Below are 20,614 nucleotides of genomic sequence, written 5' to 3'. Positions count from 1 at the left end.
TCAGAAGACAGGATGCTCTCCGTGACCGAAGCTTTTATTGTCGTGCAATCCCCCGAACAGGCCGTAGACCGCCTGGCCGAACTCCATGAGCGTGCTACCTCGGCCCTGAGCCAGGCGCTCAAGCGTTACCTCAAGGACCGCGTCGAGCCCGATGCCGAACAGCGCGCCTTGTTCCGCTACCCCGAACTGCGCCTGACCTACACCTACCAGGGCGAAGTTCCGGCGACCACCCGCGCCTACGCCAAGGTCCAGTTGCCAGGCACCTACAGCGTCACCGTCACCCATCCGGCCGCGTTTCGCAAATACCTGCTGGAACAGCTGGTGCCACTGATGCGCGATTTCACCGTGACGGTGGAAGTCGGCGTCAGCGAACAGAACATCCCTTATCCCTACGTCGTCGAGCAGGGCGATGAACTGGCCGGTTCCGGCGTGACCGCCGCGGCCCTGGCGCGGGTCTTCCCGAGCACCGACCTGTCCGCCGCCACCGATGGCATCGCCGACGGCCTGCATGATTGGGAAAACACCTCGCCGTTGCCCCTGGCCCTGTTCGACGCCGCCCGTGTCGATTTCTCCCTGCGCCGCCTGGTGCACTACACCGGCAGCGACTGGCGCCATGTGCAGCCGTGGATCCTGCTGACCAACTACCATCGTTATGTCGACCAGTTCATCCTCCATGGCCTGGAGCAACTGCGCGACGACCCGCGCTTCGTGCGCATGGTCTTGCCGGGCAACGTGATCATCGACAAGGGCATGGACTACGCCGATGCCCAGGCCATTGCCGCCGCGGTGGTCTGGCATCGCTACCAGATGCCGGCCTATCACCTGCAGGCCAACGATGGTCATGGCGTGACCCTGGTGAATATCGGCGTCGGCCCGTCCAACGCGAAGAACATCACCGACCACCTGGCGGTGTTGCGCCCCCATTGCTGGCTGATGATCGGCCACTGCGGGGGCCTGCGCCAATCCCAGACCATCGGCGACTATGTGCTGGCCCACGCCTACATGCGGCGTGACGGGATTCTCGATCGGGTGGTACCGCCGAATATCCCGATCCCCGCCCTGGCCGAAGTGCAGATGGCCTTGCAACAGGCCGCGGCCAACGTCACCGGGGAGAAGGGCGACGATCTCAAGAAGCGCCTGCGCACCGGCACCGTGCTGACCTACGACGACCGCAACTGGGAGCTGCGCTGGGCCCAGGAACGTCCGCTGATCAACCTGTCCCGGGCGGTGGCCGTGGATATGGAAAGCGGTACCATCGCCGCCCAGGGTTATCGCTTGCGCGTGCCCTATGGCACCTTGCTTTGTGTCTCGGACAAGCCGCTGCACAGCGAAATCAAGCTGCCGGGCTCGGCGAACGCGTTCTACGAGCGTGCCGTCAGCCAGCATCTGAAGATCGGCATCGCCGCGGTGGACCTGCTGCGTACCGAACTGCACTCGCTGCATTCGCGCAAGCTGCGCAGCTTTGACGAGCCGCCGTTCCGTTAAGGGCGATTCACCCCGTCGGTGGGGTGAAATCCGCTTGCTGTGGGAGCCGGCTTGCCGGCGATGAGGCCCTGAAGCTTTGCTGCGCTGCGCAGGACGCCATCGCCGGCAAGCCGGCTCCCACGGAACCGCGTCTGGAAAAAAAAGCCGGTACGCCCTAGCATGACGGCTCCTGATCTGCAGATACCTCCGTCGCCATGTCCCGACCACCCCGTCCCGTCGTACGCCGTTCGGCTGCGAAAAGCCCCGTTGCGCCGCGTCGGGTCGCCAAGGCGCCGCCTGTCGAACCCAAGCTGATCCTGTTCAACAAACCCTTCGATGTGCTGACCCAGTTCAGCGACGGTGAGGGGCGCGCGACCCTCAAGGATTTCATCGACGTGGCGGGTGTCTACCCGGCCGGGCGCCTGGACCGCGACAGTGAAGGCCTGCTGCTGCTGACCAATGATGGCCAGCTCCAGGCGCGCATCGCCGATCCGAAGCACAAGCTGGCGAAAACCTACTGGGTGCAGGTCGAAGGTGTGCCGACGGCGGAGCAGATCGAGCGCTTGTGCAAGGGCGTCGAGCTGAACGACGGCATGACCCTGCCGGCCCAGGCCCGGGCACTGGAAACGCCGGAACTGTGGCCGCGCAACCCGCCCGTGCGCTTTCGCCAGAGCATTCCCACCAGTTGGCTGGAACTGATCATTCGTGAAGGTCGTAACCGTCAGGTGCGGCGGATGACGGCGGCGGTCGGTTTGCCGACCTTGCGCCTGGTGCGGGTGCGTATTGGGGACTGGACCCTCGAAGGACTCGATCAGGGCCAGTGGAAGGAAGTCCCAGCGAGCTTATAGGGAACCGGACTCGATCAGGCCGATCACCACGCTCTTGATCACGAACGCGGCGATACCCAGGCCCAGCACGAAGAACAGGATAAAGGTGCCGAAGCGCCCGGCCTTGGATTTTTTCGCCAGGTCCCAGACGATGAAGCCCATGAAAATGATCAGGATGCTGACCAGGCCGGTCATCATCCACTCTTCGAAAACGGCAGGATCCATCGAATCTCTCCAGCGCGAGCGGGGTAAAAAGCCGGCCGATTATACGCCAGGGGGAACCCGGGGACATTGACCTGCGTCGGTTTGACTCAGGCCCCGTGCTTCAGTTGCGCAGGTGGGTCAATGGCAGTTCGGTGCTGTTGAGCACCTGGTTCAGCACAAAGCTGGAGCGCACGCTGGTTACGCCTTCGATACGGGTCAGGTGCCCCAGCAGCAGCTTCTGGTAGTGGTCCATGTCCGGCACCACGACTTTCAACTGGTAGTCGGCATCCATCCCCGTCACCAGGCTGCATTCCAGGACCTGGGGCAGGGTGCGGATCGCCGCTTCGAAGTTCTCGAAGCGTTCCGGCGTATGCCGGTCCATGCCGATCAGCACATAGGCGGTCAGGCTCAGGCCGAGCATCTTGCGGTCGAGCAGGGCGACCTGGCGCGAGATGTAGCCGTCGTCTTCCAGTTGCTTGACCCGTCGCGAGCATGGCGACGGCGACAGACCGATGCGTTCGGCCAGCTCCTGGTTGGAGATGCGGGCATCGCGCTGCAATTCCGCCAGAATGCTCAGGTCGTATCGGTCGAGTTTGCTCATCATTCAGGCCTTTCTCATAACTATTGCGCTGAATTATCTATCTGAAGCGAATTATTGCGCAAGTTATGTTTATCCGAGCAATGTTCGCAATCCTCTGTCGTCGCGTCAGGCCTATTCTTATCACCAGAATCACTGCAACAGAATCACTGCCCGGACATAGAGTCCACAGCGGCCCGCCGAATCAGGCGCGCCGCGGCCGACAATCCTACAGGGTTGCCCCGGCCCCCGGGCTGCACACGGTCCAGAAGACGGTGTGAGGTGAGCCGGCGTCAAAAGCGCCGAGCACGGACGAAATTCTCCAAAGGGAGGCCGACGGGCCTCCCTTTTTTATTGCGCGAAATAAGTTGCGCGACTGATAAAGTGTTGCAGAACCGGAATCCGCTTTCCCAGTCTTATGGGTATGCCCTGAACCGCAGTGAGGAACCGCATGAAATCGCGCATCTGGCGTTTGGCAGGTGTTGGCTTGCTCTGTATGAGTGTCGGTGCGCAAGCGCTGGCTGAAGACCGGGGTGACGATAATCAGCAACATCCACATCCCAACGGCGGCCAGCGGGGCCCCGAAGGACGACCTGGCGGTAACGAGGGACGTCCGGCGAACAATCAGCCACGGCCGGAAAACAATCAGCCACGTTCACAGGCTCCGCAACCACGGCCGCAAGCGCCGGAAGTTCGCCCGCAGCCACAGGTGCGGCCGGAGGTGAATCAGGTTCGTCCGGAAAACAACCAGCGTTTCGAACGCCATGAGCAAAACCCTGGCGGCCAGTGGCAGGCCCGCCCGCCACAGAACGACCCGAACCAGCAGGCGCGTCCGGCACCGCCACTGCCGCAGAACAACCTGCCGATCCAGGGCCGGCCCGACACCGTGCGCCAGACCCAGGAACCGCTGCGCGGCAACTACTCGGACATTCCCCGGCGCAATGGCTACAACCCCAATCCGGGGTGGCAGCCGGGCAACAACAACGGCCGCCCCGGCGGTAGCTTCGATCATCCCAACGATCATCGCTGGGCCGGGCGTCCGTCCGGTCATGGCAATGGCTGGGGCCCGGGGCCGCAATATCGTCCGGGTTATGTGGTCGACCGCTTCCCCGACCGCAACTGGCGTGTGCCGTACCGTGGCCAGGACTACTTCTTCTCCGGCGGCTACTGGTACCGTCCGCAGGGGCCGCGCTATGTCGTGGTCGCGCCGCCGCGGGGGATCCGCGTCAGCTACCTGCCCGATTACGCGCGGGAAGTCTGGGTCGGCAGTTCGCTGTTTTTCCTCGCGGCGGGTGCCTACTACCTCTATCAGGAAGACACCCAGGACTACGTGGTCGTCGATCCACCCACCGCCGCGCCGCAGGTGGCTCCCGCGCCGTCGGGCAATGGTTATGACGTGGTGGCGTATCCGGCCAACGGCCAGAGCCCGCAGCAGGTGCAGCAGGACGGCGAGGATTGTTATCGCTGGGCCGTGCAGCAAAGCGGTTTCGATCCGGCCAATGTCACCTATGCACCGGATCCGGCGGTGGTGCAGACCTACCGCCAGGCCCAGGGCAACTGCCTGAGCAGTCGCGGCTACCAGGTCAATTACTGATCAGTCGCGGCGTTTCACCACCTCCCGGGGGTCGGCGTGCACCAGCACTTCGGCCTTCGGGTAGGCGGCATGGATCGCGTCGGCCGCCTGGTCGCTGAGGCCGTGGGCCACCGACAAGGTCAACTCTCCCGGCAACTCCAGGTGCAACTGCACGAACCAGTGGTTGCCGGAAACCCGTGTGCGCAAGTCATGGGCACCGAGCACCCCCGGCACGCCCTTGGCGAGTTCGAGCATGTGCTGGCTGATCTGCGGTGACAGCTCTTCATCCATCAGCACGGCAAAGCTTTCACGGCCGATCTGGATAGCGCTCCACAGGATATAGACCGAGATCCCCAGGCCGAACCAGGCGTCGACCTGGGCGAAGCCGAAGCTGGCCAGGACCAGGGCCAGCAGGATGCTGCCGTTGAGCATCATGTCCGAACGGTAGTGCAGCGAGTCGGCGCGCACGGCGGTGGAGCCGGTTTCGCGAATGACCCGGTGCTGCAGCACCAGCAGGGCGGCGGTGAGCGCCAGTGACAGTACGATCACACCGATGCTGATCCACGGCGCGCCCACCGGTTCCGGATGCTTGATCCGCTCCACCGCCTGCACCGCGATCAACACCGCGCTACCGGCAATGAACAGCGCCTGGGCCATGCCCGACAGCGACTCGGCCTTGCCGTGGCCATAACGGTGGTCGTCGTCCGCCGGGCGCAGGGCATAGTGCACCGCCAGCAGGTTGAGGAATGACGTCACGCCATCGAGCAGCGAGTCGGTCAATCCGGCGAGCATGCTCACCGAGCCGCTCAACCACCAGGCGATGGCCTTGGTCACGATCAGGATACAGGCGACCGACACCGAGGCCCGGGTGGCCAGGCGTAACAGGCGTGCGTGTTCCGGGCTGCTGCTCATGGGTGAGGCGATCCTTCTTCTCGGGTATCGGGGCGGTCAGGCATCAGGGGCGATCAGGGCTCAGGCGGACGGCCGCAGACCGTACATGGCGAGCTGTTGCAGGCTGCCCTTGTGCTGGATCAGGCGGGGGTCGTTGAGCGGCAGGGTCTGGCCCAGTTCGGCCTGGATGATGGCCTGCAGCTTGGTGTTGTCGACCTGGCCGTCGGCGCCGATGGCTTCCCGGAGTTTCTGCGGGGCGATCTGCGCGGTGGTGCCGCCAGGCAGGTAGATGGCGCCGGTGGCGAAGTCGATGCCGAAGGCGATCAGGCCGGGCAGTACATAGAACAGGATACCGATGGCGTCGAGCCCGGCCACCAGCGGGTCGATCTTGCCTTCGATCTGGCCGCGGCGATCCGGGAAGAAAATCGAACCACAGGCGGTCAACTGGGTCAGCAAGGTGGCGACCAGCACACCACCGATAACGCGTGAAGGAATACGCATGCAAAGATCTCCTGGAGGAAAGCCGAAACTATACAAGGGTCAACGCTTGAGACCCTGATTAATGCCGTGCAGTTCGCCGTTATACTCGGCAGTCAGTTTTGGAGCCACCATGATTTCCTTGCCGATTGATGAAGTTTTGCCTGCATTGCGCCAGGCCCTGGGCGAACGCCACGAAACCGTGCTCGAAGCCCCGCCCGGCGCGGGCAAGACGACCCGGGTGCCGCTGGCCCTGTTGCACGAGCCATGGCTGGCCGGGCAGACCATCCTGATGCTCGAGCCACGTCGCCTGGCGGCCCGCGCAGCGGCCGAGCGGCTGGCCAGCGAACTGGGGGAAAAGGTCGGTGAAACGGTCGGCTATCGCATCCGCCTGGACAGCAAGGTCGGTCCCAACACGCGGATCGAAGTGGTCACCGAAGGTATTCTCACCCGCCGGTTGCAGGACGATCCAGCACTGGAGGGCGTCGGGCTGCTGATCTTCGATGAATTTCATGAGCGCAGCCTGGATGCCGACCTGGCGCTGGCCCTGAGCCTCAATGGTCGCGAAATGTTTCGCGATGAGCAGCCGCTGAAGATCCTGCTGATGTCCGCGACCCTGGAAGGCGAACGCCTGGCCAGCCTGCTGGACGATGCGCCGGTGGTGCGCAGCGAGGGCCGCATGTTCCCGGTGACGACCCGCTGGGGGCGGGCCTTCCAGCCCGGCGAATTCATCGAGCCGCGGGTGGTGCAGACGGTACTCGAAGCGATCGATGATGAGAGTGGCAGCCTGCTGGTGTTCCTCCCCGGGCAGGCAGAGATTCGTCGGGTCCACCAGCAACTGGAAGAATCCCTGGGCGGGCGCGCGGATATCCTCTTGTGCCCGTTGCATGGCGAGTTGGACCTGTCGGCCCAGCGTGCCGCCATCGAGCCGGCTCCGGCGGGCAAACGCAAGGTGGTGCTGGCGACCAATATCGCCGAGACCAGCCTGACCATCGATGGCGTGCGGGTGGTGATCGATGCGGGGCTGGCGCGGGTGCCGCGTTTCGATCCGGGCAGCGGCATGACCCGCCTCGACACCCAGCGGATTTCCCGCGCCAGTGCCACCCAGCGTGCCGGCCGGGCCGGGCGCCTGGAGCCCGGTGTGTGTTATCGGCTGTGGTCCGAGGCCCAGCACGAGCAACTGGCGGCCTACGGCAGCGCCGAGATACTCCAGGCCGACCTCGCCGGGCTGGCCTTGCAACTGGCGCGCTGGGGCGTGACCCCGATCCAACTGGTCTGGCTGGATATACCGCCGGCTGCCGCGTACGCCCAGGCCCAGGACCTGCTCCAGCGCCTCGGGGCGTTGACGGCCAAGCCGGGCGAAGACTGGACCCTTACCCGCCACGGGCAGGCCATGGCCGAACTGCCGGCCCACCCGCGTATCGCCCACCTGCTGCTGCGCGGGCAGGCGCTGGGCCTGGCGCACATGGCCTGCGATGTCGCCGCGCTGCTGGGCGAACGGGATATCCAGCGCGGTGGCGGCGCCGACCTGCACACCCGCTTGGCCTTGCTGGCCGGCGAGGAGCGGGTGGCGCGTGGCGGCCAGGGCGGCGTGCAGCGCGCCCGGCAGCTGGCGCGACAATACCGTGGCTATCTGCGTGGCAAGGCCAGCGAGCCGGTGGCCGATCCCGAGCATCCACGCTGGTTGGGCGCGCTGCTGGCGCTGGCCTATCCGGACCGGGTCGCCCAGCAACGCCGGGCGGGTGGCGCCGAGTATCGCCTGGCCAACGGCCGTGCGGCGCTGTTCAGCGAAACCGACAGCCTGATGAAACAGCCCTGGCTGGTGATCGCCGACCTGGGCAGTCGCCAGGGCCAGCGCGAAGAGCGGATCTACCTGGCCGCGGAATTCGATCCGGCCCTGTTCGACACGGTGCTGGCCGAACAGGTGAGCAACGTCGATCAACTGGATTGGGACGAGCGCGAGGGCGTATTGCGGGCCGAACGCCAGCGCAAGGTCGGCGAACTGGTCCTCAGTCGCGAACCCCTGACCGGCCTGGATGAGGCGGCGCGCAGCCAGGCGCTGGTCAACCTGGTGCGGCGCAAGGGCCTGGAACTGCTGCCCTGGACGCCGGAACTGCGCCAATGGCAGGCGCGGGTGGCGTTGTTGCGCCAGCTGGACCTGGCGGACAAGGGCCAGAGCGAATGGCCGGATGTCAGCGACAAGGCGTTGCTGGCGACCCTGGAACACTGGCTGCTGCCGTACCTGGGCCGGGTTTCGCGGCTCAGTCATTTCGCCAACCTGGAGCTGGCCAATATTGTCCACAACCTGTTGCCCTGGCCGTTGCCCCAGCGTCTCGACGAGCTGGCGCCGCATCATCTGAGCGTGCCGTCGGGGTCGTCGATCCGCCTGGACTACAGCGAACAGCCGCCGATCCTGGCGGTGCGCCTGCAAGAGTTGTTCGGGCTGGCCGAGACGCCGCGGGTGGCCGGCGGCCGCCAGGTGGTGAAGCTGCATCTGTTGTCACCGGCACGGCGCCCGGTGCAGGTGACCCAGGACCTGGCGAACTTCTGGCGCAGCACCTACGCCGAAGTGAAGAAAGACCTCAAGGGCCGTTACCCCAAGCACTACTGGCCGGACGACCCGCTGGTGGCGGAGGCGACGGCGCGGATCAAGCCGCGCAAGTAGGGATCGTGTGGGAGCGGGCTTGCCCGCGAATGAGGCTGTGCGGTGTTCCAGGAACTGCGCGTTATCGTTCTTCGCGGGCAAGCCCGCTCCCACAAGGCAGCTCACACAGGCCCGCCCTCGCAGGACCCCGGGGGTGTTTATCGCGCTGGCGGCAGCAGGAAGCGCGCAATCACCGGCAGGTGGTCGGAGATTTTCAGGGTGTCGTCCTGGCGGACCTGCGCCTCGACCCGCCTCATCTTGGCGCTGTAGAAGAAGTAGTCCAGGGTGCGGTCCGGGCCACTGACCCCGGGATCGTTGGGGTAATGGGTCAGCCATTGCTCGCGGTCGATGCCGCTGGCTTCGCTGTTGCTCGGGATCATCGGGTACTTGTCCCACAGGACATGCAGCTCGCTGTCCGCCGAGTAGCCGCCGCGCAGCCTTGGTGGCAGGCGCAGGTACTGGCCCAGGGGCAGCAGGTTGAAATCGCCACCGATCAGCCATGGCGTGCCCTGGCCTTCGAGTTTATCCAGCAGGCGGGTGGTCGCCTGCACCTGGCGCAACTGGGTGTCGTTCTGGGCAAAGGGCGCCAGCTGGGTGTTGATCACCGCCAGTTGCCCGCCATCGCTCAGCGGCAGGTAATTGAGCAGCAGTGCCTGGCGGTGCTGGAACTGGCGCTGGATCAGGTTGGCCGGGACCAGGGGCAGTTGCAGGCGCTCGGCATGCTCGATCTGGTAGCGGCTCAGGGTCGCCAGCTTGCGCCCGACGCTGCCGAAGATATGCCAGTCGGGCACGAAGTCCGCCTTCCAGTCGAAGGCTTGCGAGCTGCACGGGTACAGGTCGGCGACACGCTCCTGGAGCAGCTTGAGCTGGTCCTGGTAGGCGCTGGCCTTGGCGTTCTCATCGACCTCCTGCAGCAGCACGATATCCGGCTGCTCGTCGCGGATGACCCGCGACACTTCGTCAAGGCTGAAGGCCATGTCTTCGCTGGTCGGGCGCTCGTCCTTGCCGCTGCCGTCGGCCATGTCGTACCAGAACACATAGCGCTTGCCCGCCAGGTACTGGATGTTCCAGGTCATCACCTTGAGGGCCTGGCCGGCGACCAGCACCGGCGCCTGGGCGGTACAACTGACCGGCAGCGTTTCCTTGCTGTCGGGATGCCAGCTCAGGGTGTAGATGAAAAGGCCCAGCAGGCCGGCGACCAGGGCCATGCTCAAGAGCGTGTAACGTAATAGACGGGTCATGGGCTCGGCTTATGACGTTGCAATATGGAGGGGAGCATAACCGACCGCCTTGTCACCGCCTAACCCTCTATTGTGAGGGATTGTCCCGTTAGCCCCTGTCAGACTTTTCGCTGATCAGCATGTACAGCCGGAAGAGTACGACGCTGGTGAACAGTTGCAGGAAGCTGTGGGCGCTGTCGATGACCAGTGTCAGCAGCGGATTCTGTGGCTCGGGATAGGCACTGGCGCTCAGGCCCTTGAGCAGCCACAGCGGTCCCATGACACAGAGGATGCAGGTGAAGATCCGCCAGAAATGCCCGCGGCTGAGGTTGAAACTCTCCTTCATCGCCCGTAGCGGTTCCCGGCCGCGCAATACCAGCTGGTATTCGGCAAAGGCCAGCACCACGGTCAGCCAGATGCCGGGAATGAAGTACAACGACAGCCCGAGCACGATGGCCACGGTATTCACCGCCGAGAGCAGCGCCATGCGCGGCCACAGGCGCAGGGACATGGCCAGCAGGTCGCGATTGAGCGGGGTTTCGCCGCGGGTCCGGGCATCGAGAAACAGGATCAGCGCCGCGGTGTACAGCGGGTACACCAGCAGTCCGGCCAACAGGTCGTAGGCGGGCGAGGCATCGGGGCCGATGGCGTTGTCCAGCAGTTGCTGGAGGACGGCCTCGAAGATCACCAGCGGCAGGCAGAGGCGGGCGATCTGGCCCAGGTTGCGCCGGAAGAAATACAGGGAGTCGCGCAATATGGTGAGCGGGTTCATGGGCTCGCTATCGAAGGTCAAAGCAAAGCGACACTTTAACCGATGAGGCGGGTCGACACTCAAATGTAAACGTTACGTAAGGATCATTGAAACTTCCTGTAACAGCCCCATAACTGATGTACGCCCGGGCCGTATCGGCCAGGGCGACCGATTTCTACCCGGCAATCTGATGAGGTCGCCATGAACAGCGAAGAGCAAACCCTGATCGATGGACTGTTTTCACGGTTGCAACAAGCCGAAAAGGATTCAGCCCCGCGTGACGCCCTGGCCGAGGCGCGGATCAAGGAGCATCTGGCGCGCCAACCGGCTGCGGCGTACTACATGACTCAGTCGATCCTGGTGCAAGAGCACGCGATCAAGAGTCTCGACGAGCAGAACAAGCAACTCCAGGCCCAATTGCAGCAGGCCCAGGCCGACCTGCAACAGGCTCGCGCCCAGAGCGCCGCGCCGGCGCCGAGCAGCGGTGGTTTCCTGTCGAGCATCTTTGGTGGTGGCAGTCGTGATCCGGCACCGGCTCCGGCTCCCGGCAACTCCGGTGGCGGCTGGCGTGAGCCGGCGCGCCCGGCATTCAATGCCCCGCCACAGCAGAACTACAACCCGCAGCCCGCCTACGCCCCGCAACAGGCGGCCCCGGCTGCCCCTATCGGCAGCGGTTTCCTCGGTGGCGCGCTGAAAACCGCGGCCGGCGTTGCCGGTGGTGTGATGCTGGCCGAAGGTATCAGCAGCCTGTTCCATCACAACCAGCAGCAGCCGCAGATCATCGAGGAAATCATCGAGCCGAGCCCGATGAGCAACAACGGCGGCGGTTGGGGCGATGACCAGCGCATGGCCAACAACGACTCCTGGGGCAACAACGACCAGGGCGGCTTCCTCGACAGCGACTACAGCGACGACAGTTCCTCTTCTTTCTCTGACGACGATTCCTACGTCTGATCCTCTCCAGTCCGGGGCGCCCTGGCGCTCCGGACTGCGTTTGCATGGCTGATTGTTCGCTGAATCTTGCCTCGGGCTGGCATACTGCGCGTCTACTCGCTTTCGAGTGTCCGTCACCCCCGCCAGTGCGCGTCTGCGCCATGAGGATTCACGGTGAAGAAAATCGCAGTGTTCGCCGACGTTCAGAACCTCTATTACACCGTGCGCCAGGCTTACGGTTGTCACTTCAACTATGCCGCCCTGTGGGCTGATATCAGCCAGCGCGGGCAGATCGTCGAAGCCTATGCCTATGCGATCGACCGTGGCGACAGCAAGCAGCAGCAGTTCCAGCAGATCCTGCGCAACCTGGGCTTCACGGTGAAACTCAAGCCGTACATCCAGCGCAGCGACGGTTCGGCCAAGGGTGACTGGGACGTGGGTATCACCATCGATATCATGGATGCCGCGCCGAACGTCGACGAGGTGGTGCTGGCGTCCGGTGATGGCGATTTTGACCTGCTGCTCGAGCGCATCATCGGCAAGCATGGGGTCGAGGCGGTGGCCTATGGCGTGCCGGGGTTGACGGCCAACTCGCTGATCCGCGCGGCGAGCCGCTACGTGCCCATCGAAGGCGCACTGTTGTTGAAAAACTGATGGGCCTGATCGTTCCCACGCTCCGCGTGGTAACGCAGTCCTGGACGCTCCGCGTCCATTTCTGAAGCAACGCGTATTCCCTGTCGCGCCGGGGGAGCGATCAACGGACTATTTGAAAGGGTTGGATTTTGGAACGTATTGCCGTCATCGACTTTGAAACCACCGGGATCTCGCCGAGCAGTGCCTGCCGGGCGACGGAAATCGCCGTGGTCATCCTGGAAGAGGGGCGCATCGTCGACCGTTACCAGAGCCTGATGAACGCCGGGGTGCGGGTGCCGGCCTTTATCGAACAACTGACCGGCATCAGCAACGCAATGTTGCGTACGGCGCCCTCGGCGGAGCGGGTGATGAACGAGGTCAACGAATTCGTCGGCATCACGCCGCTGCTGGCCCACAACGCCGCGTTCGACCAGAAGTTCTGGGACTTCGAGATGGGTCGCATCAAGCGCACGCGCCTGCAGAATTTCGCCTGCTCGCTGTTGCTGGCGCGACGCCTGATGCCGGCGGCGCCGAACCACAAGCTGGGCACCCTGACCGCCTACGCGCGGCTGCCGCATACCGGCCAGGCGCACCGGGCCATGGCCGACGCCGAGATGGCCGCGAACCTGCTGGCGCACCTGGCCGGCGAGCTGCGCGAAAAGCACGGGCTGCGCGAGCTGTCTCACGACCTGCTGTGCAAATTGCAGAAAGTACCGGCGGCGAAGGTGGGAGAGCATTTGAGGCGGTATCGGGTGGCCTGAGGCAAGCCCGCCCGCCACAAGCCCGTGCTCTGCTTCAGGCTCCCTGGCTGGCCGGAGCTACCTCTCAAGTAGCGCTTTTGTCCCGCATTTTTTAGGAAATGTCGTACTTCCTGTGGCGATCCGTGCTGTCTTTCCGGGATGAGCTGGCAACGCTAGCCTTTTCCGGTCATCGCCAAATCGGTGACAGGGCGTAGGAACCCTTGCAATTGACTCTTTCGATACTGAGCATCCACCATACTCGCTGGTTTTTTAGCCAGCGTGCCCCTTATGGTGGCCGTGCGCGGGCACGTTGATTCGTGGCCGAGTGTCCGAGAGAGCTCGGTTCCTACCCCGCGTACGGCTGCCACCCAAGTCCGTAGGAAGGCTTTATATGGCAGCTCCTTGAATCTCTCGGAGTATTCCAAAATGGGAAAAGTCATTCTCGAAAGTCTCGCTGAAACCATACAAAACCTTCTTGATAACGGTAGTGCTTATGACGTGTCAGAGCAGCTTGGTCTTGCCGTTAACGTTGCTTTCGAACCGCAAATATTTACTCGTCACCACCGCAAACTCCGCGCCTTGCTCCTGCATGACGAAGCCTGGTTCTGCGCCCGTGATATCGGGTACCTGATGGGCATCGAGTGGCATGAGCGCAAAGCGATCAAGCTTGATTCGGATCAGCGTCGACTGCTGAGCTTGCAGGGGAATGGCGGAGCAGAAGAACACCTGATGCTCAGCGAGTCGGGTGTCTACGCCATGCTGGTCTATCACTACCTGCCGGAGAACCGGCATCTGCGCCAGTGGCTGACGCACCAGGTATTACCCATGCTGCGCGACCAGCCGCAACTGGCCCTGACCCAGGCCCCGAGCCTGGGCTTGCTGGAATGGAACGGTGGTGCGCTGAGCCTGCTGCATTGGCGCAAGGAGCCCTGGATCCGCCTGCGTGATATGCCGCAGGTGGTGCCCGTCAGCGGTTGTGGCAGAGTCTGGTAGATAGCTATCGCGAGCAAGCTTGCTCCTACAGGACGGTGATGTACTCGAAGCCTGTGTACGAAGCCAATCCTGAGAGGCGGGGGGGGTCGGAACGCTGCGCAGAAGTCCTCGATACCGATAAAAGCTTCGCTGGCAAGCCAGGCTCCCACGGGATTTGTGTTTGCTCCGGCCTGTGCAGGGAGGGGCGCCGGGATCTTGTGGCGCAGCCCTCCAGGCCGCTAAAAGCCTGCTGGCATGCAGGGTTTGCGGCGTACACATGGCCCGTGCACGACGCGGTCCTGTAGGAGCAAGCTTGCTCGCGATGGGGTGCGAAGCGCCCCCAAAACCGGCAAACACGAACGTTCAGACGCAATGCAGGCTCTTCACCTTGCCATTCGTGTCCAGATGCCCCAACGGCACCCGCGGCTCGACGGCGCTCGACAGCACGATCGAGGTCTTGCTGAAACCGAACTGGGCAATCCGGTTGATCAATCCTTCCAGCTCTCCCATCGAGCCCACCGCCGCCTGCATGATCACGCAGGGATCGCCGGTCACCCGATGGCATTCGGTGATCTGCGGGATCTGCGCCAGGTCGTCATAGACCTGTTGCCTGCCGTGCTGGTTGAGCCGCAACTCGATCACGCACTGGATCGGCAGGCCGATCTTGGCCATGTCCACCTTGGCCTGGTAGCCGGTGATCACGCCGCTGCTCTCCAGCTTGGCCACCCGCTCGGCCACCGCCGGGGCGGAAAGGTTGACCTTGCGCGCCAGTTCGGCGAAGGAGGCGCGGCCGTTTTCCAGCAGGGCACCGAGGATCAAACGGTCGTACTTGTCCATCTACAAGACCTCTGGATCGCGAGCTTTCGAAAGCACGGTTTATACCCGTGATATCCATGTTTTAGAAAGTGTACCGGCCTGATAACGCGGTTTTGTAACTTATTATTTGTCGATGGCCTTTCTAGAATAACGCTCCCTTGTCCTGCCCTGAGCCGTCCATGCCTGCCCCACGCCGTTTTCCGTTACCGCTGATCGGTGCCTTCTTCGCGTTGTATTTCATCTGGGGTTCGACCTACCTGGGCATTCGTATCGGCGTGGAGTCCTGGCCGCCGCTGATGATGGGCGGCATTCGCTTCGTGATCGCCGGCAGTCTGCTGTACGCCTATCAGCGCTGGCGCGGCGTGCCGGCGCCGACCTGGCGGCAATGGAAAGCCGCGGGTGCCATCGGCGTGCTGCTGCTCAGTTTTGGCAACGGCGCGGTGACCCTGGCCGAACACACAGGCGTGGCTTCCGGTGTCGCCGCGCTGACGGTGGCCACGGTGCCGCTGTTCACCCTGCTCTGCGGCTATTTCTGGGGCGCGCGCAATACCGGCCTGGAATGGGCGGGGATCGTGCTGGGCCTGATCGGCATCGCCCTGCTGAACATGGGCTCCAACCTGCAAAGCAGTCCGTTTGGCGCGGTCCTGTTGTTGCTGGCCGCGGCGACCTGGGCCTTCGGTTCGGTGTGGAGCAAGCATCTGCCGCTGCCCCCCGGCGGCATGGCCAGTGCGGCGGAAATGCTGGTGGGTGGCGTGGTCCTGCTGCTGGCCAGCTTTGTCAGGGGGGAGCGCATGACTCAGATGCCCTCGACCGAAGGCTGGCTCGCGCTGCTCTACCTGATCGTCTTCGGCTCCATCATCGCCTTCAACGCCTACATGTACCTGTTGAAGCATGTGCGCCCGGCGGCGGCCACCAGCTATGCCTACGTCAATCCGGCCGTGGCGGTGTTGCTGGGCATCCTGTTCGCCGACGAACACATCGGCTGGCACGAGTGCATCGCCATGGGCGTGATCATCAGCGCCGTGGTGCTGATCGGTTTGCCGCAGTGGCGCAAGCCGAAAGAGGCCTGACAGGGTAAACTGCCGCGCATTGCTTCACTGCGCTGACACTTTCCCTATGGTACCTGCATGACATTCGCTACTCTCGGCCTGATCGAACCCCTGACCCGGGCCCTGGACACCCTCGGCTACAAGACGCCGACGCCGGTCCAGGCCCAGGCCATTCCCGCCGTGCTGGCCGGCCGCGACCTGATGGCCGCGGCCCAGACTGGCACCGGCAAGACCGCCGGTTTCGCCCTGCCGCTGTTGCAGTTGCTGACCATGGAAGGACCGAAGGTCGCCGCCAACTCGGTCCGCTCGCTGATCCTGGTCCCGACCCGCGAACTGGCCGAGCAGGTGCATGAAAGCGTGCGCCAGTACGCCGAGCACCTGCCGCTGAGTACTTATGCGGTGTATGGCGGGGTCAGCATCAACCCGCAGATGATGAAGCTGCGCAAGGGCGTCGACCTGCTGGTGGCCACGCCGGGGCGCCTGCTCGACCTGTTCCGCCAGAACGCGCTCAAGTTCAACCAGTTGCAGACCCTGGTGCTCGACGAAGCCGACCGCATGCTCGACCTCGGTTTCCAGGAAGAGCTGGGCAATATCTACAAGGCCCTGCCGAAAAAGCGCCAGACCCTGTTGTTCTCCGCGACGTTCTCCGATGCGATCCGCCTGCTGGCCGGGCAGATGCTCAATGATCCGCTGAGTATCGAAGTCAGTCCCCGCAACGTGGCGGCCAACACCGTCAAGCAGTGGGTGGTGACGGTCGACAAGAAGCGCAAGCCGGAACTCTTCGTGCACCTGTTGCGCAAGCACAAGTGGAAGCAGGTGCTGGTGTTCGCCAAGACCCGCAACGGTGTCGATCAGTTGGTGGAAAAACTCCAGGGCCTGAGTGTGAACGCCGACGGGATCCATGGCGACAAGCCCCAGGCAACCCGTCAACGGGCGCTGGACCGCTTCAAGGCCAGCGAGATCCAGATCCTCGTGGCCACCGATGTCGCGGCCCGTGGCCTGGATATCGAAGACCTGCCGCTGGTGGTCAACTTTGATCTGCCGATCGTCGCCGAGGACTACATTCACCGTATCGGTCGTACCGGTCGGGCCGGTGCCACCGGTGAGGCGATTTCCCTGGTGTGTGCCGATGAGGTGAACCTGCTGTCGGCCATCGAGACCCTGACGCGCCAGGCGCTGAGCCGCCGTGAAGAACAGGATTTCGAGCCTGAGCACCGTGTGCCGGAAACCGATGCGTCTGGGCAGGTGGTCAAGAAGCCGAAGAAACCGAAAAAGCCCAAGGCTGCCGGTGGTGGCGGCAAGCGCAACCTGGGCAAGTGGGTGGACAGCGGCGAGAAACCGGAAGACGTGGCGCCGCCGGTCAAGCCGGTGCGCAAGGTGCCGGTATTCAACACCGGGCCGCGTAAACGCAAGCCTTGAGGCGAGCGCCCTTGTGGGAGCCGGCTTGCCGGCGATTGCGATCTGAAGGTTGATCGTTCCCACGCTCCGCGTGGGAATGCCTCCCCGGACGCTCTGCGTCCGCTGCGAATCTGTGACGCGGAGCGTCACGAGCTGCATTCCCACGCGGAGCGTGGGAACGATCGGTGAATGGCCGCTGCTTCAGGCCTGCCGCCGCAACCACTCCAGCATCCCTTTCCCCGCCACCCGTCCGCTGGCAAAGCAGGCGGTCAGCAGGTAGCCGCCGGTCGGCGCTTCCCAATCCAGCATCTCGCCGGCACAGAACACGCCCGGCAACGCCTTGAGCATCAACTGTTCGTCCATGGCTTCGAAAGGAACGCCGCCGGCGCTGCTGATGGCTTCGTCCAGCGGGCGGGTGGCGACCAGTTTCAGCGGCAGGGCCTTGATCGCACCGGCCAGTCGAGCGGCGTCACCGAAGCAGGCGGCATCCGTCAGCTCACGCAGCAACGCCGCCTTGACCCCGTCGATGCCGACCTGGCTGTGCAGGTGCTTGGCCATGGAGCGTGAACCCCGCGGTTTCGACAGAGCGGCCTGGATCTGTCCCTGGGTCTTGCCCGGCAGCAGGTCGATTTCGATGATCGCCGAGCCGCTCTGGTTGATCTGCTCGCGAATCGGCGCGGACAAGGCGTAGATCAGACTGCCCTCGATGCCGCTGGCGGTGATCACGCATTCGCCCAGGCGTGGCACGCTATGTTGCAGGCCGATGGCGACGTTTTTCAGCGGGGCTCCGGCAAATTTGTCGCGCAGCAGCTCGCTCCAGGCCTCGACTTCAAATCCACAATTGCTCGGCTGCAGCGGGGCGACGGACACGCCTTGTTGTTCCAGCCACGGCAACCAGGCGCCATCGGAGCCCAGGCGCGCCCAACTGCCGCCGCCCAGGGCCAGCAGGGTGGCGTCGGCCTGGACCATGGTTTCACCGTCCGGGCTGTGGATAACCAGCTTGCCCTCCTGCCAGCCCGTCCAGCGATGGCGGGTGTGGATAACTACCCCGGCATCGCGCAGGCGCTTGAGCCAGGCGCGCAGCAGCGGGGCGGCCTTCATGTCGCTGGGAAAGACCCGGCCGGAACTGCCGACAAACGTAGTTATCCCCAGGCCGTGAATCCACTCGCACAGCTCGTCGGCGCCAAAGGCCCGCAGCATCGGGGCGATCTGCGGGGCGCGCTCGGCATACCGCGAAAGAAACGCCGGGTAGGGCTCGGAATGAGTGATGTTCATGCCGCCGACGCCGGCCAGCAGGAACTTGCGTCCCACCGACGGCATGCCATCGTAGAGGTCGACCCGGACGCCCGCCTGGCTCAGGACTTCAGCGGCCATCAGGCCGGCGGGGCCGCCACCGATAATGGCGACGCGGGGAGAGGGGGAGGAGGCTGTACGGGTCATGGCGGGCTGCGAAGTGGCGTGATAGGCGGGCATTCTACGTTTTCTTGTGGGAGTGGGCTTGCCCACGAAAAACGAAAACGCGGTATGTCGATAAAACCGCGGTGGGACTTTCATGGGCAAGCCCACTCCCACAGGGGAACTGCCGGGCTCATCAGGAGGGCTGTACGAAAAACATACAGCCATCTGTAGCCCTTTCTTTACGCGGGCTGTAGCGCATTTCACTCAGGTTATCCACAGGCGGTTCCACAGGCATTGTGGGTAAGCGAGCAGGCTTCAGTGACAACCTGATGACGTCCAGACCCGCTGCGCACTGTGGTGCAGGATGCCGTGGCGCCGCGCCAGGGCCTGGCGGTCCTTGCTGTAGCCGCCGCCGATCACGCCGACCACCGGGATATCCCGGCCCAGGCAATGGCGCAGGACCCGTTCATCGCGGGCCGCCACCCCTTCGTCGGTCAGTTTCAGGTAGCCCAGGGCATCGTCCTTGTGCACATCCACTCCGGCGTCGTACAGCACCAGGTCCGGCTGGTAGAGCGGCAGCAGGTAATTCAGGGCGTCATCCACCACCTTGAGGTAGTCGGCATCGCCCATGCCCATGGGCAGGGGAATGTCCCAATCGCTGCGGGCCTTGCGCGCCGGGAAGTTTTTCTCGCAATGCAGGGAAACCGTGATGGCTTCGGGAGTGTCTTCAAGGATACGGGCAGTGCCGTCGCCCTGATGCACGTCGCAGTCGAAGATCAGCACCCGGTCGACACGCCCGCTGGCCAGCAGGTAGTGGCTGATCACTGCCAGGTCGTTGAAGATGCAGAAGCCCGCCGGGTGATCGTAGTGGGCGTGGTGGGTGCCGCCGGCCAGGTGGCAGGCCAGGCCGTGTTCCAGGGCCTGTTCGGCGGCCAGCAGCGAACCGCCGACCGCGCGCACGGTACGCCGGGCCAGGGCTTCGTTCCAGGGCAGGCCGAGGCGGCGCTGGTCCTCGCGGGACAGCTCGCCGGCCATGTAGCGCTCGATATAGCCGCGGTCATGGGCCAGGGCGAGGATATCCACGGGACAGATCTGCGGGCGCAGCAGCTCCGGGTCGCGGGTCAGGCCGCTGTCCACCAGGTGATCGCGCAGCAGGCGGAACTTGTCCATGGGGAAACGATGCTCCGGTGGAAAGTCCGGGCTGTAGTCATCGTGGTAGATCAAAGGCAACGGCATGGCGAATTCATGTAGGAATGAGTGAAGGATCTTATCAGCGCGATACACTTGCGAGCAGGGAAACAGCTTTACAAGGAATCCTGAGGGGGATTGATGGAGCCGATACTGGAACTCGAGAGCGCGCGCCTGTTGCTGCGTCAGTGGCGCGATGACGACCTGCCGGAATTTGCCCGGATGTGCGCCGATCCTCAAGTGATGCGCTATTTCCCGGTCGCGCTGAGTCGCCTGGAGAGTGCCGCGCTGATCGGACGGATCCGCGGGCATTTCGCCGAACATGGTTTTGGCCTGTGGGCCCTGGAGCGCAAGGACAATGGCGCCTTTATCGGCCTGACCGGCCTGGCCCATGTCAACTTCGACGCGGCCTTCACCCCGGCGGTGGAAATGGGCTGGCGCCTGGCGCGCGAGCACTGGGGCCTGGGCTATGCCAGCGAGGCCGCATGGACTTCCCTGCGCTGCGGTTTCGATCGCCTGGCGCTGGAAGAAGTGGTGGCCTTCACCACCGAGACCAACACCCCTTCGCAGAAGGTCATGCAGGCCATCGGCATGCACCATGACCCCCTGGGCGACTTCGAACACCCCAGGCTGGCCGACGATCATCCGTTGCGCAAGCACGTGCTGTACCGCATCAGCCGCGACCAGTGGCTGGAAACCCTGCACGGATAACCCCGGGGTTGGCCGATCCGCTGCACCGCCGCTGATGGCAAACGCGGTATCATTCAAGGCCTGTGGCGAGTTGTTCAAGGCTCGGCCATTACAAGCACGGATGGCTTGATATCGTCTTTAAGTGAACCGTATTGCCCTGTGTGAGGAG

At 64.0% G+C, this 20,614-nt stretch carries 21 protein-coding genes; 11 read left to right on the top strand and 10 right to left on the bottom strand.

Features of this window, described 5'->3' with window-relative positions; all coding sequences use genetic code 11:
* Window positions 1-12: 12 nt before the first annotated feature.
* Both amn and ACL9RJ_RS12730 read left to right on the top strand, forming a co-directional pair.
* Window positions 13-1,485 carry an AMP nucleosidase gene (gene amn / locus ACL9RJ_RS12735; protein ID WP_167331609.1) on the top strand — a complete coding sequence of 491 codons (1,473 nt, stop codon included), beginning with the start codon at window positions 13-15 and terminating at the stop codon, window positions 1,483-1,485.
* 194 nt (window positions 1,486-1,679) lie between these two features.
* Window positions 1,680-2,312 carry a pseudouridine synthase gene (locus ACL9RJ_RS12730; RefSeq protein WP_244861786.1) on the top strand — a complete coding sequence of 211 codons (633 nt, stop codon included), beginning with the start codon at window positions 1,680-1,682 and terminating at the stop codon, window positions 2,310-2,312.
* Here ACL9RJ_RS12730 and ACL9RJ_RS12725 read toward each other — a convergent pair.
* Window positions 2,307-2,516, bottom strand: coding sequence for a DUF2788 domain-containing protein (locus ACL9RJ_RS12725; protein ID WP_017123375.1), 210 nt, complete (start codon window positions 2,514-2,516; stop codon window positions 2,307-2,309). The genes ACL9RJ_RS12730 and ACL9RJ_RS12725 overlap by 6 nt on opposite strands.
* A 100-nt stretch (window positions 2,517-2,616) precedes the next feature.
* Entirely contained in the window at window positions 2,617-3,096 is a 480-nt protein-coding gene (locus ACL9RJ_RS12720) for an Lrp/AsnC family transcriptional regulator (protein WP_042934386.1), read from the bottom strand.
* Between the two features lie 427 nt (window positions 3,097-3,523).
* Between ACL9RJ_RS12720 and ACL9RJ_RS12715 the strand changes: the two genes are divergently transcribed.
* The gene (locus ACL9RJ_RS12715; RefSeq protein WP_103033146.1) at window positions 3,524-4,666 is read left to right on the top strand and encodes a DUF6515 family protein; all 1,143 of its coding nucleotides are present in this window, start codon (window positions 3,524-3,526) and stop codon (window positions 4,664-4,666) included.
* Here ACL9RJ_RS12715 and ACL9RJ_RS12710 read toward each other — a convergent pair whose 3' ends face one another.
* Together ACL9RJ_RS12710 and ACL9RJ_RS12705 are read right to left on the bottom strand one after the other, a co-directional pair.
* Window positions 4,667-5,557 (bottom strand): cation diffusion facilitator family transporter, encoded by an 891-nt coding sequence (locus ACL9RJ_RS12710; RefSeq protein WP_017123379.1) that lies wholly within the window; start codon window positions 5,555-5,557, stop codon window positions 4,667-4,669. It lies immediately after the preceding gene.
* 60 nt (window positions 5,558-5,617) lie between these two features.
* Window positions 5,618-6,037 carry a polyribonucleotide nucleotidyltransferase gene (locus tag ACL9RJ_RS12705; protein WP_177107057.1) on the bottom strand — a complete coding sequence of 140 codons (420 nt, stop codon included), beginning with the start codon at window positions 6,035-6,037 and terminating at the stop codon, window positions 5,618-5,620.
* A gap of 109 nt (window positions 6,038-6,146) precedes the next feature.
* Here ACL9RJ_RS12705 and hrpB point away from each other — a divergent pair, with 109 nt between their 5' ends.
* A complete protein-coding gene (gene hrpB, locus ACL9RJ_RS12700; RefSeq protein WP_177146749.1) occupies window positions 6,147-8,678 on the top strand; it encodes an ATP-dependent helicase HrpB in 2,532 nt (843 codons plus the stop codon).
* A 137-nt stretch (window positions 8,679-8,815) separates the two neighbouring features.
* Here hrpB and ACL9RJ_RS12695 read toward each other — a convergent pair whose 3' ends face one another.
* Both ACL9RJ_RS12695 and ACL9RJ_RS12690 read right to left on the bottom strand, forming a co-directional pair.
* Window positions 8,816-9,898, bottom strand: coding sequence for an endonuclease/exonuclease/phosphatase family protein (locus tag ACL9RJ_RS12695; RefSeq protein WP_422765302.1), 1,083 nt, complete (start codon window positions 9,896-9,898; stop codon window positions 8,816-8,818).
* Between the two features lie 88 nt (window positions 9,899-9,986).
* The gene (locus ACL9RJ_RS12690) at window positions 9,987-10,649 is read right to left on the bottom strand and encodes a YciC family protein (protein WP_017123383.1); all 663 of its coding nucleotides are present in this window, start codon (window positions 10,647-10,649) and stop codon (window positions 9,987-9,989) included.
* A 180-nt stretch (window positions 10,650-10,829) separates the two neighbouring features.
* Here ACL9RJ_RS12690 and ACL9RJ_RS12685 point away from each other — a divergent pair, with 180 nt between their 5' ends.
* The 3 genes from ACL9RJ_RS12685 (at window position 10,830) to ACL9RJ_RS12675 (ending at window position 12,955) form a co-directional block, all read left to right on the top strand.
* Window positions 10,830-11,582: a DUF2076 domain-containing protein gene (locus ACL9RJ_RS12685; protein ID WP_017123384.1), complete on the top strand. Its 753-nt coding sequence runs from the start codon at window positions 10,830-10,832 to the stop codon at window positions 11,580-11,582.
* A 153-nt stretch (window positions 11,583-11,735) separates the two neighbouring features.
* Window positions 11,736-12,215 carry an NYN domain-containing protein gene (locus ACL9RJ_RS12680; RefSeq protein WP_017123385.1) on the top strand — a complete coding sequence of 160 codons (480 nt, stop codon included), beginning with the start codon at window positions 11,736-11,738 and terminating at the stop codon, window positions 12,213-12,215.
* A 128-nt stretch (window positions 12,216-12,343) separates the two neighbouring features.
* Window positions 12,344-12,955 (top strand): 3'-5' exonuclease, encoded by a 612-nt coding sequence (locus tag ACL9RJ_RS12675; protein ID WP_017123386.1) that lies wholly within the window; start codon window positions 12,344-12,346, stop codon window positions 12,953-12,955.
* A gap of 480 nt (window positions 12,956-13,435) precedes the next feature.
* Here ACL9RJ_RS12675 and ACL9RJ_RS12670 read toward each other — a convergent pair whose 3' ends face one another.
* The gene (locus ACL9RJ_RS12670; RefSeq protein WP_017123387.1) at window positions 13,436-13,660 is read right to left on the bottom strand and encodes a hypothetical protein; all 225 of its coding nucleotides are present in this window, start codon (window positions 13,658-13,660) and stop codon (window positions 13,436-13,438) included.
* On the opposite strand from ACL9RJ_RS12670, the gene ACL9RJ_RS12665 reads away from it, so the two are divergent.
* Entirely contained in the window at window positions 13,565-13,927 is a 363-nt protein-coding gene (locus ACL9RJ_RS12665; RefSeq protein ID WP_256260521.1) for a BRO-N domain-containing protein, read from the top strand. The genes ACL9RJ_RS12670 and ACL9RJ_RS12665 overlap by 96 nt on opposite strands.
* 342 nt (window positions 13,928-14,269) lie before the next feature.
* On the opposite strand, the gene ACL9RJ_RS12660 is transcribed toward ACL9RJ_RS12665, so the two are convergent.
* Window positions 14,270-14,743 carry an Lrp/AsnC family transcriptional regulator gene (locus ACL9RJ_RS12660; protein WP_017123389.1) on the bottom strand — a complete coding sequence of 158 codons (474 nt, stop codon included), beginning with the start codon at window positions 14,741-14,743 and terminating at the stop codon, window positions 14,270-14,272.
* 158 nt (window positions 14,744-14,901) lie between these two features.
* Between ACL9RJ_RS12660 and yedA the strand changes: the two genes are divergently transcribed.
* Together yedA and ACL9RJ_RS12650 are read left to right on the top strand one after the other, a co-directional pair.
* Window positions 14,902-15,792: a drug/metabolite exporter YedA gene (yedA, locus tag ACL9RJ_RS12655; protein ID WP_017123390.1), complete on the top strand. Its 891-nt coding sequence runs from the start codon at window positions 14,902-14,904 to the stop codon at window positions 15,790-15,792.
* Window positions 15,793-15,849: 57 nt separating this feature from the next.
* Window positions 15,850-17,190, top strand: coding sequence for a DEAD/DEAH box helicase (locus ACL9RJ_RS12650; protein WP_017123391.1), 1,341 nt, complete (start codon window positions 15,850-15,852; stop codon window positions 17,188-17,190).
* A 180-nt stretch (window positions 17,191-17,370) separates the two neighbouring features.
* On the opposite strand, the gene ACL9RJ_RS12645 is transcribed toward ACL9RJ_RS12650, so the two are convergent.
* Together ACL9RJ_RS12645 and ACL9RJ_RS12640 are read right to left on the bottom strand one after the other, a co-directional pair.
* Window positions 17,371-18,609, bottom strand: coding sequence for a TIGR03862 family flavoprotein (locus ACL9RJ_RS12645; RefSeq protein ID WP_042934388.1), 1,239 nt, complete (start codon window positions 18,607-18,609; stop codon window positions 17,371-17,373).
* A gap of 273 nt (window positions 18,610-18,882) precedes the next feature.
* A complete protein-coding gene (locus ACL9RJ_RS12640) occupies window positions 18,883-19,803 on the bottom strand; it encodes a histone deacetylase family protein (RefSeq protein ID WP_017123393.1) in 921 nt (306 codons plus the stop codon).
* 93 nt (window positions 19,804-19,896) lie between these two features.
* Between ACL9RJ_RS12640 and ACL9RJ_RS12635 the strand changes: the two genes are divergently transcribed.
* On the top strand, window positions 19,897-20,466 hold the full coding sequence (locus ACL9RJ_RS12635; protein WP_177118141.1) for a GNAT family N-acetyltransferase: 570 nt from the start codon (window positions 19,897-19,899) through the stop codon (window positions 20,464-20,466).
* Window positions 20,467-20,614: the final 148 nt, after the last annotated feature.

This window comes from Pseudomonas sp. Mn2068 (assembly GCF_049319725.1).
Lineage (GTDB): Bacteria > Pseudomonadota > Gammaproteobacteria > Pseudomonadales > Pseudomonadaceae > Aquipseudomonas > Aquipseudomonas gingeri.
Note: the sequence above shows the minus strand (reverse complement) of the source record. Positions and strands in the feature narration are given on the sequence as shown.

What these genes read in the sequence shown, in the direction of transcription:
- ACL9RJ_RS12695 (WP_422765302.1), bottom strand. Translation starts at nt 9,898, where the DNA reads ATGACCCGTCTATTACGTTACACGCTCTTGAGCATGGCCCTGGTCGCC.
- ACL9RJ_RS12725 (WP_017123375.1), bottom strand. Translation starts at nt 2,516, where the DNA reads ATGGATCCTGCCGTTTTCGAAGAGTGGATGATGACCGGCCTGGTCAGC.
- yedA (WP_017123390.1), top strand. Translation starts at nt 14,902, where the DNA reads ATGCCTGCCCCACGCCGTTTTCCGTTACCGCTGATCGGTGCCTTCTTC.
- ACL9RJ_RS12635 (WP_177118141.1), top strand. Translation starts at nt 19,897, where the DNA reads ATGGAGCCGATACTGGAACTCGAGAGCGCGCGCCTGTTGCTGCGTCAG.
- ACL9RJ_RS12645 (WP_042934388.1), bottom strand. Translation starts at nt 18,609, where the DNA reads ATGACCCGTACAGCCTCCTCCCCCTCTCCCCGCGTCGCCATTATCGGT.
- ACL9RJ_RS12705 (WP_177107057.1), bottom strand. Translation starts at nt 6,037, where the DNA reads ATGCGTATTCCTTCACGCGTTATCGGTGGTGTGCTGGTCGCCACCTTG.
- ACL9RJ_RS12720 (WP_042934386.1), bottom strand. Translation starts at nt 3,096, where the DNA reads ATGAGCAAACTCGACCGATACGACCTGAGCATTCTGGCGGAATTGCAG.
- ACL9RJ_RS12660 (WP_017123389.1), bottom strand. Translation starts at nt 14,743, where the DNA reads ATGGACAAGTACGACCGTTTGATCCTCGGTGCCCTGCTGGAAAACGGC.
- ACL9RJ_RS12640 (WP_017123393.1), bottom strand. Translation starts at nt 19,803, where the DNA reads ATGCCGTTGCCTTTGATCTACCACGATGACTACAGCCCGGACTTTCCA.
- ACL9RJ_RS12690 (WP_017123383.1), bottom strand. Translation starts at nt 10,649, where the DNA reads ATGAACCCGCTCACCATATTGCGCGACTCCCTGTATTTCTTCCGGCGC.
- amn (WP_167331609.1), top strand. Translation starts at nt 13, where the DNA reads ATGCTCTCCGTGACCGAAGCTTTTATTGTCGTGCAATCCCCCGAACAG.
- ACL9RJ_RS12730 (WP_244861786.1), top strand. Translation starts at nt 1,680, where the DNA reads ATGTCCCGACCACCCCGTCCCGTCGTACGCCGTTCGGCTGCGAAAAGC.
- hrpB (WP_177146749.1), top strand. Translation starts at nt 6,147, where the DNA reads ATGATTTCCTTGCCGATTGATGAAGTTTTGCCTGCATTGCGCCAGGCC.
- ACL9RJ_RS12650 (WP_017123391.1), top strand. Translation starts at nt 15,850, where the DNA reads ATGACATTCGCTACTCTCGGCCTGATCGAACCCCTGACCCGGGCCCTG.
- ACL9RJ_RS12665 (WP_256260521.1), top strand. Translation starts at nt 13,565, where the DNA reads ATGGGCATCGAGTGGCATGAGCGCAAAGCGATCAAGCTTGATTCGGAT.
- ACL9RJ_RS12715 (WP_103033146.1), top strand. Translation starts at nt 3,524, where the DNA reads ATGAAATCGCGCATCTGGCGTTTGGCAGGTGTTGGCTTGCTCTGTATG.
- ACL9RJ_RS12710 (WP_017123379.1), bottom strand. Translation starts at nt 5,557, where the DNA reads ATGAGCAGCAGCCCGGAACACGCACGCCTGTTACGCCTGGCCACCCGG.
- ACL9RJ_RS12685 (WP_017123384.1), top strand. Translation starts at nt 10,830, where the DNA reads ATGAACAGCGAAGAGCAAACCCTGATCGATGGACTGTTTTCACGGTTG.